This window comes from Embleya sp. NPDC059213 (assembly GCF_042754445.1).
Taxonomy (GTDB): Bacteria; Actinomycetota; Actinomycetes; order Streptomycetales; family Streptomycetaceae; genus Embleya.
Window position 1 is genome coordinate 35,639 of sequence record NZ_JBHZAV010000030.1, and the last position, 15,449, is coordinate 51,087.

The 15,449-nt window shown below is 68.1% G+C and carries 5 protein-coding genes and 1 pseudogene; all 6 read right to left on the reverse strand.

What is annotated here, in order from left to right:
- Nucleotides 1–1,902: pseudogene (locus tag ACFXMF_RS14425) on the reverse strand (hypothetical protein); the annotation flags it as partial.
- A gap of 1,098 nt (nucleotides 1,903–3,000) precedes the next feature.
- A complete protein-coding gene (locus ACFXMF_RS14430; RefSeq protein WP_379987775.1) occupies nucleotides 3,001–8,514 on the reverse strand; it encodes a hypothetical protein in 5,514 nt (1,837 codons plus the stop codon).
- A gap of 6 nt (nucleotides 8,515–8,520) precedes the next feature.
- The gene (locus tag ACFXMF_RS14435; RefSeq protein ID WP_379987776.1) at nucleotides 8,521–10,212 is read right to left on the reverse strand and encodes a hypothetical protein; all 1,692 of its coding nucleotides are present in this window, start codon (nucleotides 10,210–10,212) and stop codon (nucleotides 8,521–8,523) included.
- Nucleotides 10,212–14,432 (reverse strand): protein kinase, encoded by a 4,221-nt coding sequence (locus tag ACFXMF_RS14440; protein WP_379987777.1) that lies wholly within the window; start codon nucleotides 14,430–14,432, stop codon nucleotides 10,212–10,214. The genes ACFXMF_RS14435 and ACFXMF_RS14440 overlap by 1 nt, the downstream gene beginning before the upstream one ends.
- A 149-nt stretch (nucleotides 14,433–14,581) precedes the next feature.
- The gene (locus ACFXMF_RS14445; protein ID WP_379987778.1) at nucleotides 14,582–14,890 is read right to left on the reverse strand and encodes a hypothetical protein; all 309 of its coding nucleotides are present in this window, start codon (nucleotides 14,888–14,890) and stop codon (nucleotides 14,582–14,584) included.
- A 286-nt stretch (nucleotides 14,891–15,176) separates the two neighbouring features.
- Nucleotides 15,177–15,365, reverse strand: coding sequence for a hypothetical protein (locus ACFXMF_RS14450; protein WP_379987779.1), 189 nt, complete (start codon nucleotides 15,363–15,365; stop codon nucleotides 15,177–15,179).
- Nucleotides 15,366–15,449: the final 84 nt, after the last annotated feature.

Below are 15,449 nucleotides of genomic sequence, written 5' to 3' on the forward strand. Positions count from 1 at the left end.
GGCTTCGCGAACCAGACGTTCCGCCCCATGGCGGTCGCCTTGTCGCTCCCGCAAGGTGATCAGCAGGCCGAGTGGGTCGGTGTTTCCTGTTTCGAAGGCTTCGCGAACCAGACGTTCCGCCCCCTCCTTATCACCCCTCTTCTCCCGCCTTGTAACTCGAAGTTCCTGTAGACGAGTGCTGGTAGTTCGGCGGCGTTTGGTGCCACTACGGGTTCTTGCTCGTTTCCCCGGTCTGGCCGGTTGCTTCGGTGGTTCGCTGTTTCCGGCGTCGGCAGCTTGGTGAGTCAGGCGTTCGGCGCCATCGTGGTCGCTCGCTCGTTCCCGCAAACGGGCCAACTTCCCAAGCGCCTGCGGGTCCTGGGAGTTCGCTGCTTTGGCGTAGAGGTGTTCCGCATGGCGTAGCCGAAGTCTGTGGCGTGCGGCTTCGGCGAGGTTGAGCAGGTCGTCGGGGGTTCGGGCGTGCTCGTGTGCGGCGTTCCAGAAGGAGGCGCCTGGGCAGTGCGCGCGGCGGGTGTGCCGGGCGTGTTGTTCGAGGTAGTCGGCGAGCCGATAGGTCGGGCCTCCTTCAGTAAGGCCATCGTTGCGCTGTCGGGATCGGATCCTGGTCACAGGTGCGGTGGCCCCTTGGACAGGGGAAGTGGCGTATGCAAGGGCCTGTTCGAACCAGTCGTCACCGAAAGCATCGGATTCGTCGTCGGTGAGGTAGGCGTCTGCGGCGTTCTCAAGAAAAGCTTGATGTAGGACGGGCCCATGGCCGAGGCGCCGTGCGTCCATGGCGGCCTCGATCACCGCCCGCGCTCCCGCCGGCGCGAGCTGGTAGCGCTTGAGCAGGGCTAGTGCGCCCGCGAGGTACTGCGTGACGCGCCCGGTGTCTCCTCTCGCGAGGGCTTGCGCCAGTCGGGGGTCCTGGTCCGCGCGTTCGCGCAGTGTGTCCAGGTCTGCCCCGGTGAATGCCTCGGGGATGCGCAGGTCGGTGCCGGTGAGCAATACCCGTGCCTGTGCGTGCCGGTCCGGGGTGCCGGGCTCGGTCGCGGTGGTGAGTGTGTTCCAGTGCGGGTCGGGCCAGAGCGTCGCCAGCACGAGCACCGGTCCTCGGGACGGGTCGCGTAGGAGTTCGCGTAGTTCGGCGGCGATGCGTTCTCCGGTGTCGGCGGGTTCGAGGTAGAACTGGGCTTCGTTGAGCCACACGACCGTGCACGGTCCCACCGCGCCCAGGTCTGTCAGGGCGGCTTCGGGGCGCCCGGGGGCGATGGGGTGCCAGAGCCGCCATTCGTCCGGTACGCCCGACAGTGCTTCCCAGCAGGCGCGGGTTTTGCCGGTGGAGGACCCCGCCACCAGCGTGACCATCGTGCTCTCTCCGCCGGCGGCGCGTTGGACCGCCGCGCGCAGGACCTGGTCGTGGTCGCGGGGTACGTACACGGGCAGCACCGGCAATGTGCCCCCGGTGTGTCCGGGTGCGTCCATCGCACGGTGCACCTCCAAAGCGAACGGGTCCGTGAACTCGCGCACGGGTCGCCCGACGACCTCGTCACCGTCGACGCCGGGTACGTCGGGGTGGGACAGGCGAGGTCGTCCGGCGGGTCGGCGTTTGCGTTCGGCCTCGACACGCCGACGTTCCCAGGCTGCGGCCGGTGTCGGGACACGGTCGGGGTTGAGGCGGGTGGCCTCGCGTTCCAGCCACGTCACCAGGAACGCGAAACGGCGTGGGTCGGCGGGTACCCCGTGCCCGTTGAACCAGTCGCCGAGCAGGGTCGTGTTCAGCACGATCGGGGGTTGTTGCGCGGCGCCTTGGTGGACGAGTTTTGTGTAGGTGGGAGATCCGGCCTGCTCGCGTAACTCCCTCAGTGTCCGCGCCAGTTCCCGCGCCTTGTCGCCGTCGCCGCTCTCGGTGTGCCCCGCCACGACCGGTCCCCACGTCGTCCGGTCCGGATCCGGTCCGGACGTCCGCCGGAAATCCCGCGTTCCCGGTCTGGGCAGCCTAGACAGCCGGAGGCGGCCCGGTGGCGGTTGCCGGAAAATCCCCGGCCGGCGCCCGATGGGACCACGCGAACCCCACACGGCGGTTCACACCCCCCTCGGGAGCCCACAATGAACGACGACCACCTCGCCACCGCCACGACCGCCGACCCCGCGTCTGCCACTCGACGTCGCTTCGTCCGCATCGGGCGTTCCCTCGCCGTGAGCGCGGTGCGCGGTTTGGCCACCGGGTTCGGGACCGCCGCGGGTACGTGGGTCGTGTGGTGGATTACCCACCGCTGACCATCGCGTGAGCGTTGAGGCGGGGGTTCGAGGCGTGTGGCCGAAGCCCAGATCCACGGAGATAAATTTAGCAGTATATGTCCGAAATAAATGCAACCAGAACTGCAACCAGAAACGACGTCGGCCCGGACCATCGAAGTGTTCCGGGCCGACGTTTGCCCTGGTGGGCGGGTGCGGAGGATACGAGATTCGAACTCGTGAGGGTGTGAACCCAACACGCTTTCCAAGGGGTCACAAGCCCGTTCGGCGAGCTCCGCCGACGTCCTGACCTGCACCCGAGTGTTCGATGATCCATCTGGTGAACGCTCGTGTACGCCGGTGAATGCAACCAGAACTGCAACCAGGACCAGGCCGGAGTGGTTGCAGTTGAGCCGCCTTCGGCTGGCGCATGCGACTACGCCAGGGGCGCTGAAGGTGAACGGGCGGGCTTTCGATTTTCAGTCGACCAAGATCATTCCGCCTTTGTCCGCCCCTATCTACCGTCCAACTTTGTCCACTTCTAACCCCATTCCCAATCCTCAAATCCCGCCCGTCCGCCCCCGTTCCACCCCGTCCGGGCACACCACGGGCACAGCAGGGACCCTCCGGAGCCTCGGCCAGGTTATGCCGTCGTCGCGTCTGCAGGCAGTGAAGAGCCGCCTCAGCACTCCTTCACCTGATTGCCCTGAAGCAGTGCTGCTGCGGTCGCCGCTATGGCCTCGGTTCGCGGGCTGGCAACCCCGGTCCAGCTCGGGAGTCCGCTCACCCCAGTGCGGTTCGCGTCCCACCGCCGTGGCGCGTCACCCTCGGCCGGCAGTCGATCTTGACCACTCCCCTGTTGAACGCCTCGTCGGTCGCTTTGCTCGACCAGACGTAAGCTTCACCGGGCCGAAGCTGGGCCAGCTTGTCGGCGTTGAGCCCTGACAGTGCGGCGTTCACTTTCTGGAGGTGCTTCAGCCATGCGGGGGAGGTGAATCGGTGCAGCACCATCTGGGTCGACAGTTCGATGAGCTCGGACGGCACCGACGGCGGGTCTTGACTGGCCACCAGTACGGACATGCCCTTGTGCCGCATCTCGCGCACACTGGAGACCAGTCCGGATACCAGGTCACCGCTGTCGGCGTACTTGTGTGCCTCGTCGAACACCACCAGCTTGTTGAACAGGCGCTCTCCGTCCGTCGCTTCGGAAAACAAGTGCATCAAGACCACGAACAGGGCCAGTGCGTCGCTCTTCTCGATGTCGTCGGAGCGCAGGTCGACGACGATCAGGCGTCCCGGACGCACCAGGTCCTGGATCCGCGCGGCGTCGTTGATGAAGTCGGCGGCAATGTCGAGGCGTTCTCTGGCCCGCCGTTTCAAGTGCTCGTCGAGCGTCGACTCCTCCACTCCGCGCCGCACCGCTGCCAAGCTGAGGTCGGCACGCTTGGCCTTGATGATCCTGCCGATCTGCCGGATGTAGCCCGACTGATTGCCGACCGCGCCCATAAGCATCTTCCAGTGCGCGATCTTGAGCTCGGCGGCTGCGAACACCAGGGGGCGGACGGCCACGCCCGGATACCGTGCTTGGCGTTCCGCCACATACTCCTCGGGGACCAGGAGGACGACATCCTCCAGCCCCGCTGGCCGTGCCTCGTACCGGTCCGCCAGCTCCGCGCATTGCCCGGGGTCGTCGTTCGGGTCGACCATGGTCAGGAACTCGGGCTCGTAGTCGGAAGTCTCGCTGTAGTGGAACACGATGCTCGCCAGCGGTCGGGCCAGAGAGTTGACCCCGGGCACCGGCAGACCGGCCATTTCCAGAATGGACCCAAGGGTGTAGCTCTTGCCGCTTCCCTGCACCCCGAACAAGCTGATGGCGTGAGTCTCGTTGAGATCCAGTGCCACCGTGCGGCCTGCGCTCGTGCCCAGTACCCCATACTGAGGGGAAGGACGTGTCACCCCCAGGAAGACGTCCGGCGCCGCAGCCCCAGCGCCCCCCGGTTCCCAGCCGCTGTCATCCGGAGCGGCCGCGTCGCCTCGACCGACCTGTTCCAGGTCGGGTACGGCATGGCTCTCTGACGCGAAGACGCTCTCCTCGGCGCTGGTGCCAGCGCCTGTGCTCCCCGCCGTATCCTCGGTGTCCGGGTACGTATCCGCACTGGCAGGGTCCGGGAGTTCCGACTCCTCCTCCGGGTCGGTCGCGAGCGGTGCCGGTTCCTCAGGAATGTCCCGGCTGCGGGCCCGTGGCCTCAGCCGTACGGTGACTGCGGCCCCCGCCGAGCTGTCGACCACGTTGCCCAGGCTCGCGCCCGGAACAGCCGGATCCTGGTCGGACGCCTCCCTCACCCGCTCGGGCAGGTACTCCGTCGCGATGGCGTCGAGCAGGCCGACGACATGGCTCCGGCCGATGCGGTGAAAGGCAACGCCTTCCTCCTCATCCGTGTCCAGTCCGTCCTTCGACAGATCGAACACGAGGCCACTGCAGGTGAATTCGAGACGATAGCCGTGGTCGAGCCGATCGAGCAGCCAACGGGCCTCCTCCATCGCCGGCGGATCGAACAGTCCGTATCTGCCCCCGCGCGAAAGATAGTGGTCGAGCAGCATCCGCAACGCCAGGTTCTGTAGCGGACGATCGGTGCGCCCTTCCTGCGGATCGAACTGTCGCGCAAGGACGCGCTCGGTATTGGCGATCTGCCTGATGATCTGCTGACGCTTCGCCTGGTAGGCGCCGATGCCCCCGTTGGTGTGGCACTTGACTTCGAGGAGGCGGCAGGTGACGATCCGCCGCTCGGCGTCGAGGTCGAACAGCGCGAGGTCGGTGCGATGGAGCCGCACTTCGCCGTCACCTCCGGCCGCTCGGTCGCGTTCCTCGCGGTAGAGCTCGGGATGGCTGTCGAGCGGCACGAGCACCTGGTTGCGGAGCGCTTCCCGTGCCCCGAGGTACAAACGGGCGAGCGCTAGGCCGAGGACTTCGGTCCGCTGGCTTTCGCCCAGTGCCGCCAACTTGAAGACCAGGTTCCCCGACAGCTCGCGCAACTGGTCGAAGAAAGTCTGGACATGGCGTTCCGGAATGCCGAGCGACCGGTTCGCCAGCACGGGCCCGACCAAGGCCCGCATCTCGTCCAATGACCGGGACGAGACGACGATCTGATGTCCCAGGCCGCCATGCGACGCGGTGGAGTGGTCGATGACGTACTCCGTGCGGCCGCGTCGGCCGTGATCGAAGTACTCGACACCGAGGGTGCGGTCCACTGTGACGACCCAGTCGCTGACGCGGTGGACGTCGTGCAGCAGAGCACGCCCGTCCGGGGTCAGTCGAACCGATATCTGCGGCAGCATGCCGAGGCGGTGCTCCCCTACGGTGGCCGCCACCAGCGCCGCCGACAGCGCTTTCGGCAGGGCCGCCAGGAGGTCACCGGTCGACTCCGCTCCGGGCACCGGGTCTGTGACACCGTGCCGGGGCTGACGGGACCATTCCGCGCCGTCCTCGTCCTCACGGTACTCGCCGCTCATCTCTTGGACGAGGCCGTGCACCGCAACCCGGCCCATCCCGTCGCGGCCGGCCGCGATATCATGGCTCTCGCCACCGAACGGGTTGAACAGGAACGTCAGATGCGCGGTGAAGTCATCCGCGTTCTTGAGCAGTTCGGCCGCATCACGGATCACCACGCTCAGTTTGGGCCGCAGCGGGTCCCCAGGGGTGGCGAACGCCTCGGCGGCGACCGACCTCGGCCCGCTCGCCGGAGCCATTAGGTCGGTCAGTGCCGCCCCCGTCCGCGTGCCATCCGGGGCCGGCGCGAACAGCCGCAGTGTGTAGTGCAAATGGGCCAGGTGGCGACGCTCCTGAAGGGCGACCAGCATCTCGGCGAGCAGCTCGCCGTGTCCGGCGCCGAGCGCGTTGACCACTAGGCTGTCGACGTAGGGGTGGAGCCGAATGTACTTCTCCACGCGGTCCGCCAGGTCGTGGCCACTCACGCCACCGGCGGCGACCGTTCCGTCGATACCGAGCGCTTCCGCCATCCGCGCCAACGCCTCGCGGGGGTCGTCCGCTTCGCTGGGTAGGCAGACCTGCCAATAGTCGGTTAACGGCGCACTAGCGAAGGCCAGTTCGCCGGACTCCAGTGGTACCGCGAGCGGGAAGCCCAGCGGCGCTACCTGCCGTTCCAGACTCTCCAGCCGTGCCTTCACCTCGGCCCCGGAGGCATCGCCGAGCCGGTCGAGCCAATGGTCGGCCAACGCGGCCTGGCCGCTCCACCACAACATGCGCAGCGGATGGGTCGGTGCGACGAGCACCGCGGTGCGCCGCCCTCCGTCGATGTCGTGCAGCGCCACGGCTACCGTGTCCGTACGCAGCAGCAGGTGCAAGGCGGCCCGGCGGCCTTCCGTGTCCGAAGCGTTGGGCCGGTCCAAGGCCCTGACACACGCGGTGACGGCGGCGAGGTAGGCCTCGGCGTAGGCTTCGGTTTCCGCCCGCAGTTCGCGTGGATCCATCCCCTCGGCCACCAGTACATCGGCGCTTTGCCCAGAAATGGGCGCGAATCGGCGGAACAAGGACTCCCGGGCGGCCAAGTAATCACCTAGGGCACCCGCATGCAGTGCCTTACGGCGACCCTGCTCGGCGGAGTCGGTCGAGTCGACCGAATCGGCGAACCGAGCCATTCCGGCCGCGTCCACCACCAGGCCGGGTCCCAGCACGGCGTGCGGTTCTCGAAGCAGGCGCTGCTGTGCCTCGGCGAGCATGCGCGGCAGCTCGACCGTCACCAGACCGGCCGACCCGAAAGAGGCACGCAACGACACGGTCTTGAGGTTGGTACTCCGCACCCCCCACCCGATCTCGCGGCACAGCACACGCTCGGGAGCCCGGCCTTCCGCCAGCGCGGTGAACCGCAGTCGGTTGAGCGCCTGGGCCAGCCCGGGAGCGTGGTGGCCGCGCTGGGTGGGCGGCTCATCGAATTCGCCGTCCGGGATCACATAGAAGCGGTCGCTCTCATACGGCTTGCGTCCCTGAGCGCCTCCGCCGGACGCGACTGGCATAGGGTCGTCGTTGCCGTCGAGGGGAGTGACCCTGACGAAGTGCCAACCCTCCTCCCAATCCGGGTTCCGTCGACCGCGCTTCAACTTGACCGCGGCCTTGAGTACGGTCTTGGCCTTCGACGTCACGGATACGGTCGCAGTCAAGCCGGTCGGCACCGCCACGGGTGGTGCGTCGTCCTGCTCGCCGGTCTCCGCGCAGATTTCCACCTTGAACCGTTTGATGCCGGGAATGCTGCGCGGATCCGGGTCGACGCGGAAGGTGACCGGCAGGGAGGTGAGCCCTCCCGGCAGCAGGTACGGCTGGCCGAACAAACGCCCAAGCGCACGGTGGTTGCGCAGGTCCTCGGCGTTCTCCCCGGCTCTGGGTAGCACGGCGAGGTCGTCGACTTCGATACGCACGGTTTGGTCGGCCGGGTCGTTCTCCTGCGGCCAGCGGTGGAACGCGAGCGGCCAGTTCTCCTGATCGGCCGCGATGGCCCGGCACCAGGAGAACGGGTCGGAAAGTCCGGTCACGGCGGCGAAGTCGACCAGTCGGCGCAGAAAGCGCTGATGCTCCGCGGAGTTACGGGGGAGACCGAGGGCCAGTACCCGCTGCCGGTCCGTCGCGGCGCCTTCACTGAGCTTTTCGACGGTACGCCGGTTCCGCTGGATCTTCGTCAAGACCTGCGCGGGTTCCGCAAAGAGCCGAAAGTCCGGTATCAGGCCCAGCAGATGAACGGCCGCGCCTGCCGCCTCCGGATGAAACTGGTTCTCCCGCAACGTCAGCAGGTAGCGGGCCGCGGTCCTGTCCCCAGTGTCGGACAATGAGGCGAGCAACTGTTCGACGCCCGCACGCAGCGGCCCCGGCACGTCCTTTAGGAGCGTCCGCTTGAGCCGGTCGTGCACCTCCCGGAGGGAGACCTCTTCGAACGTCGACACCGAGAAGGAATCCTCGGCACTGGACTTGGTGCCAGGCGGCACGAAGACCAGCAAAGGCGGCCGCATGCGCCCATCGTCGGCCGGATTGCGCAGTTCCACAAGCTTGGTGCTGGTGACGAACGCGTCGTTGTCGCCAGGTTCGGTAGCGAGGACGTGCACCTGGGCGTCGGGCACCGCAGCCCGTAGGTTCCGCGTCAACCGCTCGGCAAGGGCGGTGTCGACGCCCCCGACGCGCATGCAGTGGCCTGGTTCGCGCGTGCGCAGCAGTTCGGCCAGCCTCGGCAGCATGACGTGCTCCAAGGCCTGGCGCCAGTCGGCCTCGGTGATCTCGACCAGTCCGCGATGCACCGCAACCTACCTTCCGCCAGCCTTGACCAGGCCGTCCTCGGAGATGATGAATCTCGGCGTGAGCACCTGGGTGAAGTACGCGTCCGACAGATCGTCGTAGAAGCCGATTTCCCGCATACGCGTGGTGAACGCCTCGGTGTTTGCCCGCAGCGCTGCCTCGTCGTCGAGCCCGGCGGGCCCAAACCCGTCCCCGACCGGAAGCCGGTCGACATGCAGTCCGTACCGGCTGCGAAGCAGCGCGAGGAACTCATCGAGACGGAGCGGCACGGTGTGGTGCGTGTACGGGGACGAAGCGGCCGGGGGGTTCACCCGCAGCACGGCCACCTGCACGAGCACTTCCAGCAGCGCACTGTCAAGCACGAAGCGGCGTCGGCCGCGGTACGGCTGCGCGATGACTGCACCGGGACGGTTCTTGAGCAGCAAGGCGTCGATGGTGTCGACGATGTACTTGTGGTGGTAGTGGCCTCGGTAGGCCATGAGCAGTTCGAGGTACTTCTCGAAGGGATCGAGCCCCATGGCCTCGTCGAGTAGCGGCCGGACTTCCTCCGGCTGCTCGCTCACCGGCGTGTCATCGAGGATCGCGGTGAGTCGGGAGCTGAAGAACTCCTCACGCAGGCGACCGTAGCCGCCCTTGCCGAAGCGCAGCAGCTCGGCAACCGTGAAGTGGCCGCGGGGCGGCCTAGCCTCCTTGCCCTGGCCGACCAGGTGATCGGCGAATTCGTCGAGTTTGCGCACGGCATAGGCGGCCCGGATGAAGTCCGGGATACGGCGCATCCAGCACTCGGCACTGTGCTCGGCCAGTCGCGCGGCCGGCGTTCCGGGAACCCCCGCGACGTCGACGAACAAGCCTACCCGGAAAGGACATCCGGCCAGCGGATCAACGGCGCCCACGGTCACCGGACAGCGGTCGTGGCCGCAGCTCGGATCGGTTCCGGACCGGGCCACCGCCTGGGGCAACAGCTTCATCGCTTTCAGTTGCCCGAGCGCGAGATGGAAGGCGAAGAGGATCTTCAGGTATTCGACCATGGTGATGCGCGGCAGCAAGTCTCTCAAGGACAGAAGCCGGACGACATCGTCGGCGAGCAGGTCGGCCTGCCCCACACATAGCGGCGCGGTGGAGTACCAGCCCTTGACAGTGTGCGGACTGTCCGTCCTGACCTGGCTGTTGAGGTGCAACACCGCCTGGGTTTCCACGTCTATGGCGGCCGACGTGGCAGCGCCACCGGCCCCGTCTAGGCCGGTGAAGAAGAACTTCCGGATCAGCTCCAGAGCCAGCTTGCCGTAGGGACCGCGGGCATGCCGGAGCATCTCGTACAGCTGGGCATCGGCCCCATAGGGACGCGAGTGGTAGTGATTGCGGAACTTATAGGTGAGTCCGTGCAACGGCCGCAGGCCCGCCACCGCCTGAGTGGGCTTGCCCCGGTTGACCATGTCCAGCAGTTGGGTCTCCACCCATCGCTGGGCCATGTCCGGGTGCTCGGCGAACCCCTGAAAGCGGTCCGCGTAACGGTCGTTCGTGAACTCCCCGGCGAATTCCGCCGCTGAGAGGTCGGTGCGGCGTGCCATGCGGCTTGCCAGACCGTTGTGGTTGAGCCGCATGAGGAATCCGGTGAGCACCCGGTCCATCTGGACACGCTTGAAGTCCAGGTAGGAGACCCCGAGATGCTTGAACTCGGTATCCCGCCGCCGCAGTGCCATCAGGAGCCTCCTTGGTGCGTGATCTCGCCGTCCGAGCGACGGGCCGCTTCGTCCGGCACAGCGGGTGCGAGACGCAGCGCACCGTCGGGCAGTCGGCTGAGCCGGTACGGCGGTGCCCCGGGCGCGTTGAGCAGCACCTCCTGATACGCGGTCGCGGCCAGCGCGTTCTTGAAGACCGTCAAGGCCAGGTTCTGTCCCTGGCGGTCCTCGACCCCAGGCTGATGGCCGCGGTGCAGCCGGTCCAGGAGCTCGTACAGGTCGAGGCGGACGATCAGTTGGGCAGTGTGCGCACGCCCTTCCTCGGCCTGGTGCCGCACCACGAGCTCGCGCGGACTGGTCTCTACATATGGCGAACTCGCGGGCCGTCCCACGCTGATGGTGAATCCCCCGGACGGAAAGAGCCGGTGGCTGCGCACGGTGCCACCGGGCACCGCACGCACCTGAAGCGCGAGATCACCGCCCTCGCGGCCTAGCGCGCGCGGCATTCCCTCACCGTGGTTGACCGCCTCGAGGATCCGGGCGAGTTCCTCGGCGCCCGGCTCACCCGCGGCCAGCAGGCGCAGGAACCGGTCGGCGGCCTGGTAGGGAATCAGCCCGGTCCAACGGGTGTCGTCCAGGCTCTCGAAGTAGAACCTGCGACGAGCCGCGGCGAGATACGCCCGGTGTGCCGCGATCTGCTTGCGGTCCGCGTGATGGGTGCGCGGCAAAGCCTGGAACGCTGCGGTCAGCAGGCGCTCGTCGATGTCGCCGCGCTGGTCGAACGAGACCAGGGTGTGCCCCGCCGCGGGCCCGGTGTAGTCCAGGCGCCGGTCCAACGGCGGGTCGGGGACCGTCGCAACGTCGAGCTCGCGCAATTGGGCGAGCAGGCGGTCGCGCTCGCCGGGTCGCGGCCCACCGTCCGCTCCCTCGCCGGTGTGGGTTCCCGTCCAGCTCGTGAAGTAGAGGCTGTCGAGGATGTCCTGGCCGGCTCCGGGCCCGTCGTCCTCGTATAGAGCCTGGATCTGTGCGCAGTCGCGGCCCGATGTGAGGGTGTACGCGAGTGCGGAGCGCAGGTCCCGCAAGGTGATGTGCAGCCGACCGCGCAGGTGCACCATGCGGTACAACGTGGCGAGCCGGTCGGCGACCTGCGGCCCCGCCGCGGGGTGGGAGAACGTCCGCGCGTTGTGCAGTGCGTAGCAGCGGGCCGCGATCGGGCAGGTCCCGCACGCCTCCCAGCGCCGGTCGTCAGTCAGCACACCGAGTATCCGGTGCATGATCGACCCGGTGCCGTCGGGATCGGCGAGGACGTCGCGGACGTTCAGGTTGACCACCGCTACGCCGTGCGCCTCCTGGCCGGTGGCCAGCCCCTGCCGGGTGATTCCCGCGAGCAGCGGGTACCGGTCCTCGTGCCGGGTGACGAAATCGACCAGCCGGCCTTCGTTCACCGCGATGAGCCGGGTCTCACCGTCCGGCCAGGCGGCCGCGTCGGCGCCCTGATATGGGGCGAGGAAGGTGTCGAGCACTGTGTCGTTGTCGGTGCCGCCCTCGTCCTGGCTGCCGTCATGGTTGGTGTGGAACACACGGCCGCCCAAGTGGAAGTCGTCACCGTTGGCCCGGCGATTCCCGAATCGGGCGCCACGCTCCCGCGCCTCGTCGGCGAGCTGCTCCAGGAACGCGGTCTTGCCGTCACCCGCATTCCCAGTGATGACCACGAGTCGGTGCCGCCCGGCTAGCACCGCCGGACGCAGCTTCGCGTCGAGCGCGGTCTCGACATAGAGCGGGAACACCACGGGATCCAGCCCCCTGGTACCCGCGTTCGTGCGCGCACTCTGGCTGTAGAGCGTCTGGAGGTGGCTCACGAAGGGATTGCTGCCCTTTGCTCCGGCCACCGACGGCCGGGGGCGCGGCACCGCGGCCCGCGGCACGAGGCGCACCTCACGGACGTCGGCCAGCGCGTTGCGGAACTCCTCCGCATCGCCGTAACGCTGATGGCGGCGCGGTGCGATCGCCCGAAGCAGGACGTTGGTGAAGTCCGGGTCGAGGTCACCGAGGCCAGGCAGCTGCCGCGGATCGGCTGGTTCGGCACCGCGCGGCGGGTTCCGCTTTCCCAACCACGGGTAGCTTCCGGTGAGCGCCTCGTAGGCCGAGATCCCGAGCGCGAACAGATCGAGGTCGGTCAGTTCCTCGCGGGTGGGCCGCTTGAGTCCGGCTGCCTCGGGGGCCAGGTAGCGGACCGACCCCAACGTCGGGGTGAGCGTGGAGTCGGTGGAGACCGCCGCGTTGAAGTCGAGGATGCGGGCGCCGTCCGCGGTCCACAGCAGGTTGCTGGGCTTGATGTCGCAGTGGAAGACCCCGTTGGCGTGCAAGTGGGCGAGCCCGGCGAGACAGTCGTCCAGAAGCTTGCGCACATCGGCTGGCCCCAGCGGGCGGTCCTGGTCCAGTACCCGCTGCAGGTCCCGCCCCTCGGCGAACTCCATCCGCAGGAAGGGGAAACCCCCCTTGGGGAGCCACTCCGCGTCGATGAGCCGCATCAGGTTCCGGTGCGGCGGGAGCTTGCGGAGGATGCGGTACTCGACCTTGAGGCGCTCCTCGACCGACTCATGGTCCTTGGTGATGATCTTCAGGACCTCGTCGATGTCGTCAAGCGTGTTGTACACCCGGTACACGACCCCGAAGTTCCCGCGCCCCAGCCGCGACCGCACCCGGAACTTCTCGGTGAGCCGGAACCCTTCCGGCAGGTCCTGGTAGCTGTGCGGGTTCTCCCAGTCGAAATCACCGTCGGACGGCACCGGCCGCGCCGCCGCCAACCGCCCGCGAGAAGGTCCGGCCCCGTACCGCCCCAGCCTGCCGATCGCGTCCGGCGCCGATGGCCGCCCGGCCGGGTCGGCGGACAGCAACGCCCGGATCACGGCTTTGAGTTCCGCATCCGCATGGTCAACATCGTCAAGGCTGTCCAGCACTATGCCGCCGGACTCCAGCGACGGCAGCTCACCTGTGTACAGCTCGTGGAACAGCACCCCTGCGGCATACATGTCGGTGGCCGGCGAAAAGCTGCCCGGCTGGTCGTGGCACTCGGGAGCAAGATAGGCGGGCCGCTGGTGCTGGTAAGCGTCCATGCCGCGGGTAAGCTCCTTGGCACGGGCAGGCCCGGGGTGCGCATAGTCGAATCCGGTGAGCATAGCGACCCCGTTGCGTCCGACGAGCACGGTCTCCGGGCTGAGGTATCGGTGCACCACTCGGTAGGCATGTGCGAGAGCGAGGCCGGCCAACACACCGTCCACGATGCGCCGCTTGGCATCGGCGCCGAGCGCGCTCCGCCCCTTGGCATCGATCTTGACCCGGAGCGCGACGCCCTGGACATCCTTGAGCACCACCGCGTACCCCTCGCCCTCATCCAACGGGAACGAGTTGACGCAGGGCACGATGTTCCCGGACCCGGGCAGTTTGTTGAGCGCCTGGATCGGGTTGCCAATCCGTGCGATGGCGGTGGACCGCTCCGCCTGCGGCAGCAGCGGGTCCACGGCGTGCGCCTGGAGGATGTACGTCCCCGAACCGGGCTGGTCGGCCAGCCGCACCCGGTAGGTCGACACCTGCTCGGCGGGGTCGCCGTCCCGATCGGACGCCTCGCCGGGATCGGCCTCATGCAGGGTCTCCACGACCTCGTAGTGCCCGAACCGCTTGGGCCCCGACGGCGGGCGCGTCTCCGCCTGGAAGACCCGTGCCAGATCGGCGCGCAGCGCCGCTACGTCACCGGCCGGGAAGTTCCCGGGCGGACGGTGGCGAGTGATGAAGGGGATCAAGTCGTCCAGATGGCACGTGCTCGGCTCATCCCGGCCATCCGGATCGTGCAGCGAAGCGCCTTGGTAGGGCAGGACGACCAGGCCCTCACACCAAACCGACCCGAGCCGGCCGTCGCCATGCCGCGAACGCGCCAGCAGGTCAGCGGCGACCCGGGCGTGGTTGCGGATCTTGCGCGCCGGGCTGGCGAACGACGCGCCGCGCGGATACCAGCGGCCCCCACGCACCTCGATACGCCCGTGCACGCCCTTGGTGTCCGCCAGGTACACCGCGTGGTCGGCGATGATCGCCAGGTCCACCTCGAATACCGGCCGCCCGGGACCGTACGGCAGCTCGAAGTTGGCCACGACGATCCAGTCGCCTGGGGCGTTCTCGCGCAGGTGGCGCAGCACCATGCGCTCGGCCTCGTTCGCCGGTTCGCCGATCGGGATGATCCGTGCCATCGCCCCGCTCCCCCGTCCCCGGCTCGGAACCCACCGGCCGGCCGTCTCAGGAACGACCGCATGCTGGCGGCCGCCCCGTGATACGCGTGGTTGGACACCCTACGGCACCCCTCCGACAACGCATGGCGGGTTTCCTCCGGTTCCCCTGATCAGCCGACCTCGCTGCGGCTCCGGGCGTTGGCCGAGGCGAGCCGGGCGCGCAGCATCGCATTGTCGGTGCCCCCCGAACCCGCGGGGCCGGAGCCAGGGTCACGGTCGGTGGCGGCGATCGGTACGACCTCGCGTGGGCGGGCCGTCCACTCCAGCCCACCCCTGGGCGACCGAAGCCAGACCTGCCCGGTCAGGTGGTCCATCACCACGCCGATACGCTCGCGTCGTATGTCGTAGGCAAGTTCACCAAGCGGCAGGCGGACGGTGACCGTCGCCGCTGCGTCGTCTGTGGGGATCTGTCGGGACAAGAACGCCTCCCACGATCAGGGCCCGCACCTGGCCTGTACAGAAACGCCCGTTTTCACATTTCGTACCAATAGCATCACTGTTAGCGATTGCCGTGGACAGGGAGGCTGCATCCCGCCCGGCGATGCGGAACAACGTCCTTCACCACGGGCAGGAGGCACACCCCATGTCCTCACGCACCCAGCAGCTCGCCCCATCGCGTTCCGCCCCCGAACTGTACGGGGCGGAACTGCGCCGCCAGCGCCAACTGGCTGGCATGTCCCTCAACCGGCTCTCCGACATCGTCAACTACAGCAAGACCCAGTTGCACGGCGTGGAAACCGCCGAAGGGCTGCCGTTCCCCCCATGTCTGCCCGGCTCGGCGCGGCCTTCGGGACGGGTGTGCTGTTCGAAGGCCTGTGGAGAATCGTCGAACGCGAGCACTTCCCCGCCCTCGCGGAACAGGTCGTCACCGACATCCACGAATACGCTGGCCACCTGGTCCCCGGACTCCTCCCGACCGAGGCCTACGCGAGGGCGCGGCTGCGGGTAGGCGGCCGGAGGCATTCGAGGACGAGATCG

Excerpts from the sequence above, each read along its gene's own strand:
- ACFXMF_RS14435 (WP_379987776.1), bottom strand. The coding sequence starts at position 10,212 with ATGGCACTGCGGCGGCGGGATACCGAGTTCAAGCATCTCGGGGTCTCC.
- ACFXMF_RS14440 (WP_379987777.1), bottom strand. The coding sequence starts at position 14,432 with ATGGCACGGATCATCCCGATCGGCGAACCGGCGAACGAGGCCGAGCGC.